Origin of the sequence: Moraxella sp. CTOTU49097, assembly GCF_032064105.1 — a bacterium.
GTDB classification, from domain to species: domain Bacteria; phylum Pseudomonadota; class Gammaproteobacteria; order Pseudomonadales; family Moraxellaceae; genus Faucicola; species Faucicola osloensis_B.
The window spans coordinates 253425-268661 of sequence record NZ_DAMBOA010000001.1 but is presented as its reverse complement, the minus strand read 5'-3'; the positions used below and the strand labels follow the sequence as shown (position 1 = coordinate 268661).

The window sequence follows — 15237 nt, the reverse complement described above, 5'->3', positions numbered from 1 at the left end:
GGCGTCTATCATGTTTGCAATTTTAAACATCTTTTGCAATAGTATATTGATGACGCTAGTGATATGATGTGAAGGTTTTTATATTGCGTCTTTGGTAAATGTCTAATGAAAATATCTGTGAAATTGTCGCCTATTTCGTCAACTTCTAATCGTTTAACTTCCCATTCGTCTTTGCCAACCCAACCTACATGCTTGCATCAATCATTACACCAAATTTATCGACATACCAACGTTTTAGCGATGACGCTTGGGGCGATGTTTACTACTTTGTATTCAACCTCAGCGCTTGCGGTGTTGCCGACAGCCGCCATTACGGAATCGACTGATACAGCGACAGCACAAAGCACAGAAGCTCAAAACATTGAGTCACAAAGCCCTGAAACACAGAGTATTAAAAAACAAAACCTTGATACCTCAGCTGCCGCGCCCGATACCGATAGTAGTATCGACACCACAGCAGACAGCGTCACTACTGTCGATGTGACGACTAATCAAGGCATCACGCCGATTAGCGCCCCTGATATCAAACCAAACTCTGCGCGTACTCGTCCCAACTTTACCCCAAATCAACAGCAGCAAGCCAGTTTAGATAAGCTCAAAACCTTTTATCAACCCAAAACCCCGCAAACCACGGATGATACTAGCGCCACGGTTGCTAATCCAAATTCCAATCCAAATTTACTGAGCCCGCTCACGCCTAATAGTCAACCGTCAGGTGCTCAAGCAAACACGCAATCAAAAGCAGGGACCCGAAAAGACGCCATGTGTCATGGCAACTGGGTATATCCCACTTCGACCATCTATCAACAACAGGCATTAGCGGCAGCCGCTACCGACCAACCCAATAGCAGCTTCCCAATTTATGCGTCGGCTGACTATGGCTATTATGACAATGAAAATTATGCTGAATTGTCAGGTGATGTGCAAATCAACCAAGGTCGTCAGCAAATCTCTGCCGATAAAGTGGTCGTTAACGTGCAAGATGGCATTGCGGCCGCTCAAGGTAATGTTTTATTGGTCGATGCCGCGCAAAGTACCCAATCGACAGACGGTAACCCACGTGTAAGCCTCAAAGATAGCCCAAAAGGGGGGCTGATTACCGTTGCCGATGAACTGGCGTACCAAACGGATAGCACCAAAGCAACCGCCAAAGACGTGGCGTTTGCCAGCGTACCGCTACAAGCGTATGGTTATGCCAAACGGCTTAATAAAGTCGATGAAAGCCGTGTTGAAATTGACGATGTCATGTTTACCACCTGCGCGCCTGACAATCCGACTTGGCAAATCAATGCCAAAAACATCGATATCAATACCGACACGGGTCGCGGTGAAGCCTATAATGCCACGTTAAAAGTCAAAAATACCCCGGTATTGTACCTGCCGTATTTTAATTTTCCGATTGACGATCGCCGCACCAGTGGTTTTTTGTTACCACGCGGCGGCTTTAGTACGGAAGGGAGTTTCAATGTACAGTTACCTTATTACTTTAATCTAGCGCCAAATTACGATGCCACTGTTACGCCAACCATTTTTACTGACCGCAATCCGATGTTGACGGGTGAATTTCGCTATCTGACAGAAAAATTGGGTTATGGTAGTGTGTTAGGCTCTTATCTGCCAAACGACAAACAATATAATGATGAAGACCGTACCCGCTTTTATTATGATCATCATTGGCAGTCAAAAGATATCCCTAACCTATCCATTGACGCGCTATACCAGTATGTCTCAGATCCTAAATTCTTAAATGATTTTGAGACATTGGGTGACGAAACCGTTCAATTAAATTTACCGCGCCGCATTCAAGCCAATTATTACAATGACTATTTGACTGCGCTTGCCAAGATTGAAACCTTTCAAACACTGGATCGTAATTTAACCAATTCAGACAAAATCTTGGATAAAGACAAACCCTATGACCGTCTGCCGCAGTTATCGGTCAAATATCGTGTGCCTTGGGTGACCCAATTTGATTTGACGGGTATCAGCGATTTTGCCTATTTTAAACGCCCAATCGATGATGGCTCTGCGCCTGAGCAAAGCGGTGGCAGATTGTATAACAAACTCACTGCTGCCTATCCAATGACGCGAACTTGGGGATACGTGACCCCGTCAGTAAGTTTACAGCACCTTTACACCCAATTTGACCAAGAATCAGCCGATGCCAATGGACTGGATAAAAATAGCAAAAGCCAATCTATTTTTGTACCGCAGTTTAGTATTGACAGTGGCTTAAATTTCTTTAAAGCAGGCACCCCGTTTGGTAAATTTGATGACTCACTGGGTGGCTATCAGTTATTAAGCCCGCGCCTAAAATATGTGTACTCGCCTTATAAAGACCAGACTGACGTACCCAACTTTAATACCCGTTTGGCATCGCTCAATTTTTCGCAATTGTATGAAGATTCATGGTTTTTGGGATATGATCGCCTGCCCGACAACAACCATCTAACCCCTTCATTAAATTATCGCTATATTGATGGCAATGGTTTGACTCGCTTGGATGCCAGCGTGGGTAAACAAATTTATTTGAGTGATATTCGGGTACATCTTGACAATACCGATGATGGGTTAAAAATTGACAATACCGGTACCGTCTTTGAAGTAAGCACCCAACCGCGTCAAGATTTTTGGGTAGATTTAGATGGCTCGGTTGATGACAACGCTGATTTAAACTATATCAACACCCAATTTCGTTATGCGCCAACTTTTAATAGCCTTTACAACTTAGGTTATGTCAAACGCAATGAGAGTAGATTTGGACAAAAAGCCCTCTCTGCTTTCACCGGCTCCGCTGTTTTGCCTGTTAATGATAATTGGCAGTTTTTAGGGGCTGTCCAATACGACAATGAGAAAAGTCGTTTTAGTGATGTGTTAGCGGGCTTTACTTATGATAGCTGTTGTTATGGCTTATCGATTTATGCTCGCCGTTATTATGATGAATTAAGTGATAAAGACAGTGCTGACCACGCCATCATGGCAGAAATTAGCTTAAATGGGTTATCCAACAAAGGTGACGGTCGACTGGCTAGCTTGATGCGTAATCGGGTATTGGGTTATGACCCTAGATACTAAATGCCTTTTACGCAAAAAACTGCCTAAAACTTGACGTTTTTTAGGATTTATTATGATACAGACATACGCTAGCAAATATTATTGTATAAAATGACCCAAACTTTACAACATCATTTAGCAACATCTAAGCCACTCGGTCAAAGACCCGTCATTTAAGCTAAATGGTTTTGCCACGATTTTTGAGTGATCAAATTTACTTTTTTTATTTTTTGGTTTTTATTTTAAGGATACATGCCATGAACCATGCTGTCATGCATAATTTACCCAATTTTCCCCGTAATACCCTATCTGCTCTCACTAGCGCTTTGATATATGGCGCACTATTGGTCATGCCAACATTGAACGCGCAAGCCGTGACTGCAGCAGCGGCTGCAACAGCTAAAACTGACACAACTAGCAGCAAAACGACGGTGGCATCTAGCAAAAAATCTAGCACCAAACCTGCAGCGCAAACCACAAGCAAATCAACCAAAGCTGTGACAGCAAACAAAACCACCAACACTGCCAAATCAGTCAAAGCTGACACCAAAGCCAGCGTGTCAAAACCTATCACTCAAAAAACAGCAAAAGCTGTCTCCCAAACTGCGCCCGTAACATCAGAAGTCGCCAATTCATTGGTTGAGCCAACGCCTGTCGTCACTAGTAACTCGCAAGATCAGGTTATTGATGGCGTGATTGCTATTGTCAACGACACCCCTATTTTACGCAGCCAGTTAGATCGCGCGGTTGCTCAAGCTTCTGCACAGCTTCAAGCGCAAAATAAAGCTGTACCACCCGCACAGCAACTTTATCCGCAAGTATTGGATCAGCTAATTACTAAGCAAATCCAACTTGATATCATCAAACGCCAAGGACTGCAAGCTGAAGAGAGCGCAGTGAATGCTGCGTTGACCAATTTGGCGCAACAAAATGGGGTCGCAAGCCTTGCTGAATTCCAGCAAAAACTTGACGCCCAGCGCGCAGGTAGTTACCAAGCATTGCGTCAAAAAGTCAGTGAAGACTTGGCGATACAAACCTTGCAGCAGCAGCAACTTGCTAGCCGCATCAAAATCTCAGATCAAGATGTCGATAACTTCTTAAAATCACCAGAAAGCAACGCTTTAGAAAAATCACAATATCGCACCTTACATATTCGCGTGCCTTTTGAAGCCGATGCCACGGGTAAAACCAGCGACAAACAAAAAAAACAAGCGCTGACCGTAGCCACCCAAATTGCCAAAAATTTGCAAGCTGAGAATGCCAATATTGAGCAAATCATGACTGATGCGCAAACCAACTATAATGCGCAAATTCAAGGGGGCGATATGGGCTATCACGTCGCGGCAGAGTTACCGACAGAACTGTCAAAAAACATCACCGCCCTTGAAGTCGGGCAAGTCACCAACCCCATTGCCACGGCAGAAGGTTATAACGTGATTAAACTGGTCGATAAACGCGGCGGTCAACAAAAAATCATCGATCAATGGCATACCCGCCATATTTTAATCAGCCCATCGACTGCCCTACCGGCTGACATGGCGAAACAGCAGATCGACACTATCTATGAAAAACTGCGTCAAGGTGAGGACTTCGCTACCTTAGCAAGCACCTATTCAAAAGACCCAGGAAGTGCCAGTAACGGCGGCGATTTGGGCTGGGTCAGTGAAGGTGATATGGTACCAAGCTTTGAAGCAATGATGAAAAAAACGTCGGTAAATGACTATTCTGTGCCCTTTCAATCACAATTTGGCTGGCATATTCTTAAAATCGATGAAAAACGTCAAAAAGATGTGAGTGATGTCTATCGTAAAAACATGGCGCGTGAAATCCTATACCAACGTATGGCACCACAAGCGCTAGATGATTGGATGCAGGATTTAAGAGCGCAAGCTTACGTTAAAATCATGCAATAATTTAGCTTTCACAAAAAAGGCCGTAGGATTAACATACTGCCTTTTTTTATAATTAAATTAGTCCATAAAAATCAGCGTTGCCATTCTACCTGTCGCAGGCAATTGATGCTGGGTTTGCCGACGATACGAATAAAATCGTGCATCACCATGGCTATCTAAACCACTTTTATGCACCTGATGAATACCACAAGCCTTGAGCTGTAATTCTGCTATTGCAGGCAAATCGGCAAAATAGTGACCGACCTTATCAGCATTTGGCTGAAACAACTGGGTAGCGACAGCCTCAGATACATTTAACACTGATAACACGGCATCTTTGACACGACTGTCCACTTCATAGCTTGATTGTGCGATGCTAGCGCCTATCCAAGCGTGCCATCTACGAGTGACATTCTGCATTTCGGCAGGCGCATTGTCCCCCGCTGCAAAGTCAAACTGGTGCACCATTTTTTGCACTGTCTTTGCAATAATATTTTTACTAAGACCTTGCCAGCCAGCGTGAATAGCCGCAATTATCTTGTTATCATCTGCTGCATCGGTGGCTATCATGATAGGTACACAATCTGCTGTCATAATCGCTAAGGCAACATTAGGCAAACGAGTAATATGCGCATCAGCAGATATCGCTGCTGTGCCAATTTTATCGGTAACCTGATAAATGTCATTACCATGGATTTGATTAAGCCAATGAATGCTGTTTAATGCGGGATGATATTGTTGCAAGGATTGCAGCAAGTGCGCACGATTTTGATGCACCTGCATGCTATCATCCCCTACATGCAAGCCTAGATTAAATTGACCATACATAGCATTCAAACTAGACTGCCCCACACAATCATTGCTTGACTTGCTTGAATTACTTGACTTTCTTGGCAGGGACTCACAGCCAGATAGGGTTTGAACCACGGTTACCCCTTGGCTTGGTGCGTGCGTCAGTTCAATCCAGTGTGAGTGCTTATCCGTCATTATTGGGCTCTTAGGTATTGGGCTATTAGTTGGCTTGTGAATGATTTATAGATTAAAACGCATCGCCAGGCACATACACCTCACCCACCATTAGACGGCGAGCTGAACGGCTCATAGAGACTTTTTTGGCTTGCCATTTGCCATCCACTTGTGAGGACTCACCCCCGACCAGTAGCGTGCCTGATGGGTGACCAAAGCGTACTTCAGACAACGCTTTGCCACCGGCCGCTTGGTTGACCAGCGTACCTTTAATGGTCGCTGCGGTACCAATTGCAACCGAGGCTGTACCCATCATGGCATGGTGCAGTTGACCCATACTCATCGCGCGGGCAAGCAAATCAATATTGCCTGCCTTGACTGCTTTGCCACTAGAGGCGGTATAATCGGCGGGTGGCGCAACCCAAGCAATTTTTGGGGTATGCTGACGAGTCTGAGCTTCTGTTAGCTCTGCAATCAGTCCCATTTTAACTGCGCCATGGGCACGGATTTTTTCAAGCTTAGCCAAAATTTCTTGGTTGCTGTTGATATCTTTTTGCAGCTCAGCGCCCGTAAAACCCAAGTCTTTGGCATTTAAAAAAATCGTTGGGATACCTGCATTGATCATTGTGACGTCAAATTCACCGATTTCAGGTACAGTAAGTTTGTCAATCAAGTTGCCCGTCGGGAACATATCGCCATCGCTGTCCACAGGGTCGATAAATTCAATTTTGACTTCGGCTGCTGGAAAAGTCACACCATCTAGCTCAAAATCGCCCGTTTCTTGCACTTGACCATCGGTCATTGGTACATGCGCGATGATGGTTTTGCTGATATTTTGCTGCCAAATACGGACTTCACAAATGCCATTTTGGGGCACTTTACTGGCATCCACCAACCCATTGGCAATCGCAAATGAACCGACCGCAGCGGTTAAGTTTCCACAGTTACCTGACCAATCGATCATCGCTTTGTCAATGGCGACTTGACCGAATAAATAATTCACATCATGATCGGCAACGTCTGTTTTTGACAAAATCACCACTTTGGAGGTTGAGGATGAGCCATTTCCCAAACCGTCAATTTGCTTACCATACGGATCGGGACTACCAACTACCCGCAGTAAAAAATTATCTCGGGCTTTCCCTGGGGTTTGGCAGCGTTCAGGTAGGTCATCAAGCTTGAAAAAAGTACCTTTTGATGTACCACCGCGCATATAGGTAGCTTTAGCAGCGATTTGTGGGGCAAAATGGGCCATGTTCATATCCTTATGGTGGCAGGTAGAGAATTGACGCATCAATTTGTTTTATGTTTAGTGAAAGCTAATTACTACATCAAAAACATGCTAAAACAAATTGATGACTGGGTGATATACGTTAAACACGTCATTTAACAGTGGTTAACGTTAGTATTGCTCATTTTTTTCTTCAATGGTTAATTTTACATTGGTGTCGGTTGGGACTTTTTCATGCGATACTGACTTGGTCGATTTGTCTGTACTTGTGCTAGCCGTTGACTTAGTAGCAGTTGATTTGGTATCAGCATTTGAGGTGGTCGACTCAGATTTTTTCACCGACTTTTTATCCGCGCTATCTGATTGGGTGTTTTTCTTGGCTAATGTGGTGGTCAAGTCAGTCTTGATTGTTTCGCTGTCGTTTTTTTCACTGTTGGTTTTTGGTTTTTCTGTGGTTTGTTTCTTGACAGGTTTGGTCGTTGAATTTTGGGTGTTGTTGGCAGCGACACTGGGTCTGCTAGTCACGGGTGGTAGAGCAGGGATAGCGCCTGCCGAAGAACCGGCTAACGGCGTATTAGATGGCTGGGTCAGCGTTTGCGATAATGCCGAATTTGCCATAATCTCACCGACTAGCCCAATCACATCGTCGCCTGTGGTGCTATTGACTTGGTAATTGGTGCCACTGGCTGATAGACCAAACCCAACAGTATTTGCCACTAAAGTGCTATTTTGCAGTTGATAACCACGCGATGCGATTTGCTCGGCGGCGACTGGCATTTTTAGACGGGTATAAATTTTATCCGCGTTATCGAGCTGCGCTTGAGGCATATTAAAAGACACCGTCGCTTGGCATTTACCATTGCTACCATTCACGCTTTCTAGGTTGATTGCCACTTGCGACAAGCCATTTTGCAAGATAGTCATATCAACCATCGTACCTGCTTGCTGCTGGATGATGTCAGACTGTTTTTTGGCTTGCTGGTCGATGCGATTGACCAGATAACTGTGAATGGCACTGGTTGCCTTCTCGTTGTTACAAGCAATATCAGACGTTTCAATTGGCTGTTGCTCACTGCTTGCAACACTGCCAGTTTGCCCATCTTTTTGCTCATTGCGACTACATCCCACGACGGCTAAGGCAAAACACGCCAACAATAACGGCATACGCATTTTTTTTGACAACGTATTTTGTGGGAAAATCATAGACATAAGGCACCTTTCACGCAGAATTTATTACCATGCCATTATAAAGCAAAGTTTTGCAAATTGGCTAGTTGTTCACTATTATTTATAATAAAATTTAGTTGTAATAATTTTTAGTAGTCATAAAATTTTATTGTCTATTGCGAGTCATCGTATGCGCCATCCAAATCAAACCTATTATTTACTCGGTCATCGTGCTGCTCGCGCTGAAATGCTAGAGAACTGTCAAGACGGATTTGCTTACGTGCAGCAATTAGAAAAATATGGTAAACAGCTTGATGGGGTTGAATTTGACGTCCAAATGACCGCCGATGGCAAATTTGTGGTGGTTCATGATGAAACCTTAAATCGGCTTGCAACAAAACAATCGTGGATTGCTGATAAAACATGGGCGGAATTAGACGCCATTGTGCAGTCGGACTATGGGCGTTTTTCCCAATATTTTGAACCCGGGTTTTTAAAACATCACGTATTGTTGCTAGACGATTTACCTCCCTATCTGCAACACTTTCGCCATATTGAACTGGAAATCAAAACTCATGCTAAAACCCAGCCAGCCTTGTTGGTTCAAAATTTACTTAGGCTATTATCACAAGAAATATGGCAAGCTTTACCCATCACTTTGACCAGTTTTGATACTGATATTTTGTACCAAATTCAAAGCCAACAGCAATTTTTAACGTTTCACTTTCCGACAGGCTTGTTACTTGAGCCTAAGAGACTTGAGCCTAAAACACTTGAGCCCAAAGCCACACTGGCAAGCCAAATTGCTTTTTTACCGACGCCTGATGCAGCGGGTAAAAATTTAATATTGCAAACCTTTAATCGTGCTTGTGCATTAGGCTGTAGCCAAGTGGGCATTTATTATCCGCTTATCACCCCAGTCCTGTTGGAAATTGCCAAAACTTATGGCTTAACAGTCACCGCTTGGACAGTAAATGAGGTGGGTGTGGCAAAACGCTTGATTGAGATGGGCGTGGATTGTGTGATTACAGATTATCCTACCCAATTTTTAACCCAATTATATGAGTTTAACGTTTAAATTGACCCACTAAATTGACCAATCAGGAGATAACCATGAAACTTGCAGAAGCTTTGTTACGACGTGCTGATATGCAAAAAAAACTCGCCAGCTTGAAATCGCGCATTGCTGAAAATGTCAAAGTCCAAGACGGCGATACCCCAAGTGAAAACCCGACTGAACTGTTGCTGCAAGCCAATCAAGTCATGAGCGAGCTGTATGCGTTAATCGACCATATCCATCGCACCAATGCTATCGCTGTCATGCCCGATGGCTCAACCATGCTCAGCACTTTAGTCAAGCGTGATGAACTTGCCGAACGCCATCGCCTGCTGCAAACCGCGATTGATAATGCTAAGACGGAAGGCGATCGTTATAGCTATCGAGAAATCAAATGGCAAAAAGTGATTGAACCGGTCAGACTGCAAAAACAAGCCGATGACATAGCGGTCAAACTTAGAAACTTAAATATCCAATTGCAAGCCGCTAATTGGCAGATTGATTTAGTATAAGCTAGTTTGAAAAAAGCCTACAATTTGCTATGATGGATTTGAACATACAGGGCGACTATCAGACCTTGTTTGGCTCGCTGTCCACCGAGAGGTTGAAAACAAATCGGGCACAGCTTGCAGGTCTGCGAGCAAGACCATCTTTTTACTTGTCACGCTCAGCACACTTTACTATTTAAACTCGCTCACAAGGCGACTTTAGACCTGCACTCATTACTACCGGATATTGACTGTATGTTCACCTTTTTTGTCTAAAATCCTCTGTTTGACGGGGGCAAAACTTTTGCGGTGCATGGGCAAAATACCGTAATGCTCTATCGCTTGGATATGGGCGGCGGTGGGATAGCCTTTATGCTGCTCAATGCCATAATCAGGATATAACTTTGACAACGCCACCATATCTCGGTCACGCGTCACTTTGGCAATCACACTGGCGCCACTGATACACGCATGTTTGCCGTCCCCTTTCACAATCGCTTGCTCATGCGTAATTTGCTGATAATTGGGCAAGTCAAACAACACGGGCAGTCTATTGCCATCCACCATGACGCTAAAGGTCGCTGTTGGATATTGCGCTAACATTTGCGCCATCACGCCTGCCACCGCTTGTTTCATCCCTAGCAATGTCGCTTGTAAGATGTTGAGCTGGTCTATTAAGCTGGCAGAAATTTTGACAACCTGATGCGCGCTCGCTGTTTGTTCAATCAAGGAAAATAACGCTTCTCGTTTTTTCTCTGACAGTTTTTTGGAGTCAGTTAGCGCACTTAGGGCATGATTATGGCTAATACCCACACTATCAGCCGTGGGTAAATCAGTGCTTAGGCTATCTTCTTTGATAGATAAAATCGCCTTATCGAAGATGAGCGCACAAACCACCACATCGCCCAATAACGGCCCTCGCCCGACCTCATCTACACCAATAATAAAATGCTTTGTCATTTAATTTAGATCCCAAAATTTGTTACAATGCCTACCATACGGCTATTTTACATTTTTAAGGAAACAATATGAATATTTTAGTAATTGGCACAGGTGGACGTGAGCACGCATTGGCCTGGCAATGCGCCAAAGATAGCAAAGTTAGCACGGTTTTTGTTGCCAATGGTAACGCGGGTACAGCGCTTGAACACAAACTACAAAATGTCGATTTAAACATCAAAGACCATGCGGCGGTGATTCAATTTTGCCAAAACAATGACATTGCCTTTGTGCTAGTTGGTCCTGAAGCGCCACTTGTGGCAGGTATGGTCGATGACTTAACAAAAGCAGGTATCAAAGCTTGGGGACCCACGGCGTATTGCGCGCAGCTTGAAGGGTCAAAAGCCTTTGCCAAAGATTTTATGATCAAACACCATATCCCTACCGCCAAATACCAAACTTTTAGCGATGCTGAGCAAGCGATTGCTTATGTGAAAGCCGAAGGCTCACCGATTGTCATTAAAGCCGATGGTTTAGCCGCAGGTAAAGGCGTGATTGTGGCGATGAACGAACAAGAAGCCGTTGACGCTATCAATGATATGTTATCGGGCAACAAATTTGGCGATGCTGGCAGCCGTGTGGTGATTGAGCAGTTCTTGCAAGGCGAAGAAGCCAGCTTCATCTGTATGATAGATGGCAACCATATCTTACCGATGGCAACCAGCCAAGATCACAAACGTATTGGCGAAGGTGATACTGGTCTTAATACAGGCGGTATGGGTGCCTACTCACCTGCCCCCGTGGTGACACAGCAAGTACATGACAAGGTGATTGCGCGTGTGATTCAGCCAGTGGTCGATGCCATGAACGCTAATGGCACACCTTATACGGGATTTTTGTACGCAGGCTTGATGATTGATGACCACAATGACCCCTATGTGATTGAGTTTAATTGCCGTTTTGGTGACCCAGAAACACAGCCCATTATGATGCGCCTAAAAGGCTCAATGGTCGATTTGATAGCCTCAGGATTGGATGGCAATCTTCCCAAACAAACCGAGTGGGATGAGCGTCCCGCCTTAGGTGTGGTACTGGCTAGCAAAGGCTATCCAGAAAGCGCGAGCAACGGCGATGTCATCCATGGGTTACCAACACTTGAGTCACAATATGGGCAAACAGATATGGATGTTAAAGTTTTCCACGCAGGCACCAAAGCCTTTGACAATGATGAGATTGTCACCAATGGCGGTCGTGTGGTTTGCGTGACGGCGCTCGGTGATGATATTTTGGATGCCCAAACCAAAGCCTTAGCAGTTTGTGGCGCTATTAGCTTCGATGGTATGCAATATCGCCGTGATATCGGTTGGCGCGCTATTCAATCTAGCGCCGAATAACCAGTAACCAATAAGACGGCATTTAGACCTCTAGCCACTGTCTTACGCCAAGTGGTTAGCCAAGTGTTAATCGGCTTTATTAAAAATCGGTAACAACAATCAAAGCAAATCATGTGTTAAAATGATTTGCTTTTTATTTGGCTTTTTCTTTCAAAAACATTAGGCACCCTGTATGGCAAATCCGCAAAATTACGATAACCAACCGCTTGAACAGCTCAAAACCTCGGCGCTTGACCGTCGGTTATCGATTGCCAAAGCATCGCTCAATATCGGCAGACGATGGGCAACCAATAGCGCCTTTGGATTATTTAAGTCAAAAGAAGAAAAAGCGGTACAAAAACAAGCATTTATGCGCGAGCAAGCCCAGTATTTGGTGGATGAGCTGGGTAAACTCAAAGGCTCAGTGGTCAAAATCGGTCAAATGTTAGCTCTGTACGGGGAGCATTTTTTGCCCCCTGAAATCACAGAAGCCTTACAGACATTGAACAGCCAGACGACTGCTTTTTCCTGGTCAATTATCGAATCAGCACTACAAACCGAATTGGGCGATACCATTCATGAGTTTGATATCGACCATACCCCAATTGGCACCGCCTCACTTTCGCAAGTACATAGAGCGGTTCATAAAGCCACGGGCGAGCAAGTGGTGTTTAAGGTGCAGTATCCCAATATTGCTGATGCCGTGGACAGTGATTTGGATTTGTTCCGCCAATTACTTAAAGTGACGAATGTTGTCCCGCAAACCCGCCAACTCGATGCGTGGTTTGAAGAAATTCGTGACCTGCTGCATCATGAAGTCAACTACCTGCTAGAAGCAGATACCACTGAGACGTTTTTTCAGCGTTTTGCTGGGGATAGTCGCTATGTGGTGCCGCGCATCCTCAAAGCTTATAGCACCGATCGGCTGCTATGTATGAGCTATGAAGATGGCGTATCGATTTTGGATGAGCAAGTATTTGCGCTACCGCAAGAAAGACGGAATGCGATTGGGCAGGCTTCGATTGAAATTATGCTGCGTGAGATTTTTGAATGGGGAGATATGCAGACCGACCCCAATTTTGGCAACTATCTGATTCGCCTAGCACAGCAGCCTGAGACACAGCTTGACCAATTGGTGTTATTGGACTTTGGCGCGATTCGTCAGTTTGATGACAATCTGCTACTTATCGCCCGTAATTTGCTGTTGGCAGGGGTTTTTCATGACCGTAGCAAAATGCGCCAAGCAATTGATCAAGCAGGCAAGCATTTTGAATTCTTTGCTAATCTTAGCGATTCGGTAAAAAATGATATGGTCGAGCTATGTTTGCTTGCCAGTGAACCCTTTAGTTTTCCAAGTCGTAATCCGACGATTCCACCGAATGTACTGGATGTACATGGCAATTATATTTGGGCGGAAAGTGATTTACATAACCGTGTCATTAAGCTTGCCAGCAAATCAGCGACCTCAAAAGCCTTTAGCGTGCCGCCTAAAGAGCTGATGTTTATTAGCCGTAAATTCATCGGCGCTTACACGTTTATGACTGTGCTTGATGCAAGAACCAAAGCCCATGACTTGATGGCAACATTCACCTCAGAAGATTAGGTGTAAGTTTGCCATCATTATCACCGTGCCCAACTTGATCAAGCATCAAATTTTGCCTGAGATTTTTACTGTTTTTTCCACGTCAGCCAATTATCAATCACCGCATTGGCGGGATTGATGTTGCTTTGTTCACGCAGCCACTCTGATGTTTGCCGCAAATCTCGCAGCTGCTCGTTATAGTTTTTGACTTTTAATGATTGCTGTACCACACGGCAAATATTGTCTGGGTTGGCGTCTTCTTGTAGCAATTCTGGTACGATTTCTCGACCTGCCAAAATATTAGGCAGTGCCACATATGGCACTTTGACTAGGCGTTTTGCCAGCCAAAAGGTCATTTTATTGAGTGAATATACCACCACCATCGGTTTACCCAGTAGCATGGCTTCAAGCGTTGCGGTACCCGATGCGAGCAGCACCAAATCTGACGCCGCCATCACCCGTTGGCTAAAATCCGCTTGTGTTTCATCACAGCTCACTGTGACATGATGGCGCACCTGCGCTGACTGGGCTTCTAGATATTGCTCTACGATAGTCAGTAGATGTTGGTTGACCGTTGGTACGATAAAGCATAGCTTATCATCCATAATCAACAGTTGATGAATGGCTTTGAGCATTTTTGGAAAAATCGCATCGATTTCACTGCGTCTTGAGCCTGGCATCACTGCAATGAGATGACTCATCTCAAGCTCGCCCATTTTGACAAAAAACTGGTGGTAGGTGGGATTATCCCAAATCAATTCACGGCGCAGCTCATCCATGGGCGTTGTAAACAAATTGTCATCCATGGTTTTGAGGAGTGAATGCCCGACACACACGGCGGGATGATCATGTTTTTGGTACACAGACAACTCAAACGGAAACAAACACAGCACCAAATTGGTCGCGCGTTTGATTTTCTCAATTCGCCCTTCCCGCCATGCCCATATCGATGGGCTGACATATTGCACACAATAAATACCCGCTGATTTTAACCGTTCACCCAATCGTAAATTAAAATCAGGCGCATCAATGCCGACAAAAATATCGATGGCGTTTTGTTTAAACGCTGCCAAAATCTCATCGCGTGCTTTAAACAAATCTGGCAAATGCTTGACCACTTCCACCAAGCCCATCACCGACAAACGAGACATCTCAATGACTGAGTTAAGCCCCTGCGCTTGCATCTGTGCGCCACCCACGCCCACCCACACAATGTCATCACGCAAATTATTCATCTGGCGCATGAAGTCTGCACCCAGCGCATCGCCTGAGACCTCGCCTGCTACAATACCAATGACAATCGGCTGAAATTTATTTTTAGCAACGTTTTGCAGCAAGTTCTCTCCACTGATGTTAGAAAAGCTCGCTTCGCTGACGTTAGAAAAGCTGGCTGCGCTTGGGTTAGCAATATCGGTTGCGAGTGTTGCGTTTGCAGCAAGGTCTGAAATGGTTTGTGCAGGGGCGTTAGCGTACATGAGAATAAACAGC

General features: G+C 44.7%; 11 protein-coding genes. 6 read left to right on the top strand and 5 right to left on the bottom strand.

Annotation, left to right across the window (positions count from 1 at the left end; translation table 11 throughout):
• Positions 1–105: 105 nt before the first annotated feature.
• Positions 106–3075 carry an LPS-assembly protein LptD gene (locus tag RT064_RS01240; RefSeq protein WP_313060433.1) on the top strand — a complete coding sequence of 990 codons (2970 nt, stop codon included), beginning with the start codon at positions 106–108 and terminating at the stop codon, positions 3073–3075.
• A 236-nt stretch (positions 3076–3311) separates the two neighbouring features.
• Complete coding sequence (locus tag RT064_RS01235; RefSeq protein WP_313060429.1) at positions 3312–4967, top strand: peptidylprolyl isomerase; 1656 nt, start codon at positions 3312–3314, stop codon at positions 4965–4967.
• A gap of 57 nt (positions 4968–5024) precedes the next feature.
• Here the strand turns inward: RT064_RS01235 and pgeF are convergent, their stop codons facing one another.
• The 3 genes from pgeF to RT064_RS01220 form a co-directional block, all read right to left on the bottom strand.
• Positions 5025–5933: a peptidoglycan editing factor PgeF gene (gene pgeF, locus RT064_RS01230; protein ID WP_313060428.1), complete on the bottom strand. Its 909-nt coding sequence runs from the start codon at positions 5931–5933 to the stop codon at positions 5025–5027.
• Positions 5934–5985: 52 nt separating this feature from the next.
• Positions 5986–7167: a 2-methylaconitate cis-trans isomerase PrpF gene (gene prpF / locus RT064_RS01225; protein WP_313060426.1), complete on the bottom strand. Its 1182-nt coding sequence runs from the start codon at positions 7165–7167 to the stop codon at positions 5986–5988.
• Between the two features lie 147 nt (positions 7168–7314).
• A complete protein-coding gene (locus RT064_RS01220) occupies positions 7315–8352 on the bottom strand; it encodes a hypothetical protein (RefSeq protein ID WP_313060425.1) in 1038 nt (345 codons plus the stop codon).
• A 148-nt stretch (positions 8353–8500) separates the two neighbouring features.
• Here RT064_RS01220 and RT064_RS01215 point away from each other — a divergent pair, with 148 nt between their 5' ends.
• Together RT064_RS01215 and RT064_RS01210 are read left to right on the top strand one after the other, a co-directional pair.
• A complete protein-coding gene (locus RT064_RS01215; RefSeq protein ID WP_313060423.1) occupies positions 8501–9388 on the top strand; it encodes a glycerophosphodiester phosphodiesterase in 888 nt (295 codons plus the stop codon).
• Positions 9389–9423: 35 nt separating this feature from the next.
• Positions 9424–9879, top strand: a complete 456-nt coding sequence (locus RT064_RS01210; RefSeq protein ID WP_313060421.1) for a DIP1984 family protein — start codon at positions 9424–9426, stop codon at positions 9877–9879.
• A gap of 213 nt (positions 9880–10092) precedes the next feature.
• On the opposite strand, the gene RT064_RS01205 is transcribed toward RT064_RS01210, so the two are convergent.
• Positions 10093–10815 carry a ribonuclease HII gene (locus tag RT064_RS01205; protein ID WP_313060419.1) on the bottom strand — a complete coding sequence of 241 codons (723 nt, stop codon included), beginning with the start codon at positions 10813–10815 and terminating at the stop codon, positions 10093–10095.
• Positions 10816–10883: 68 nt separating this feature from the next.
• On the opposite strand from RT064_RS01205, the gene purD reads away from it, so the two are divergent.
• Positions 10884–12188, top strand: a complete 1305-nt coding sequence (purD, locus tag RT064_RS01200; protein WP_313060417.1) for a phosphoribosylamine--glycine ligase — start codon at positions 10884–10886, stop codon at positions 12186–12188.
• 172 nt (positions 12189–12360) lie between these two features.
• Entirely contained in the window at positions 12361–13770 is a 1410-nt protein-coding gene (locus RT064_RS01195; protein ID WP_313060414.1) for an ABC1 kinase family protein, read from the top strand.
• 65 nt (positions 13771–13835) lie between these two features.
• On the opposite strand, the gene lpxB is transcribed toward RT064_RS01195, so the two are convergent.
• Positions 13836–15224, bottom strand: coding sequence for a lipid-A-disaccharide synthase (gene lpxB / locus RT064_RS01190; protein WP_313060412.1), 1389 nt, complete (start codon positions 15222–15224; stop codon positions 13836–13838).
• Between the last annotated feature and the right edge of the window lie 13 nt (positions 15225–15237).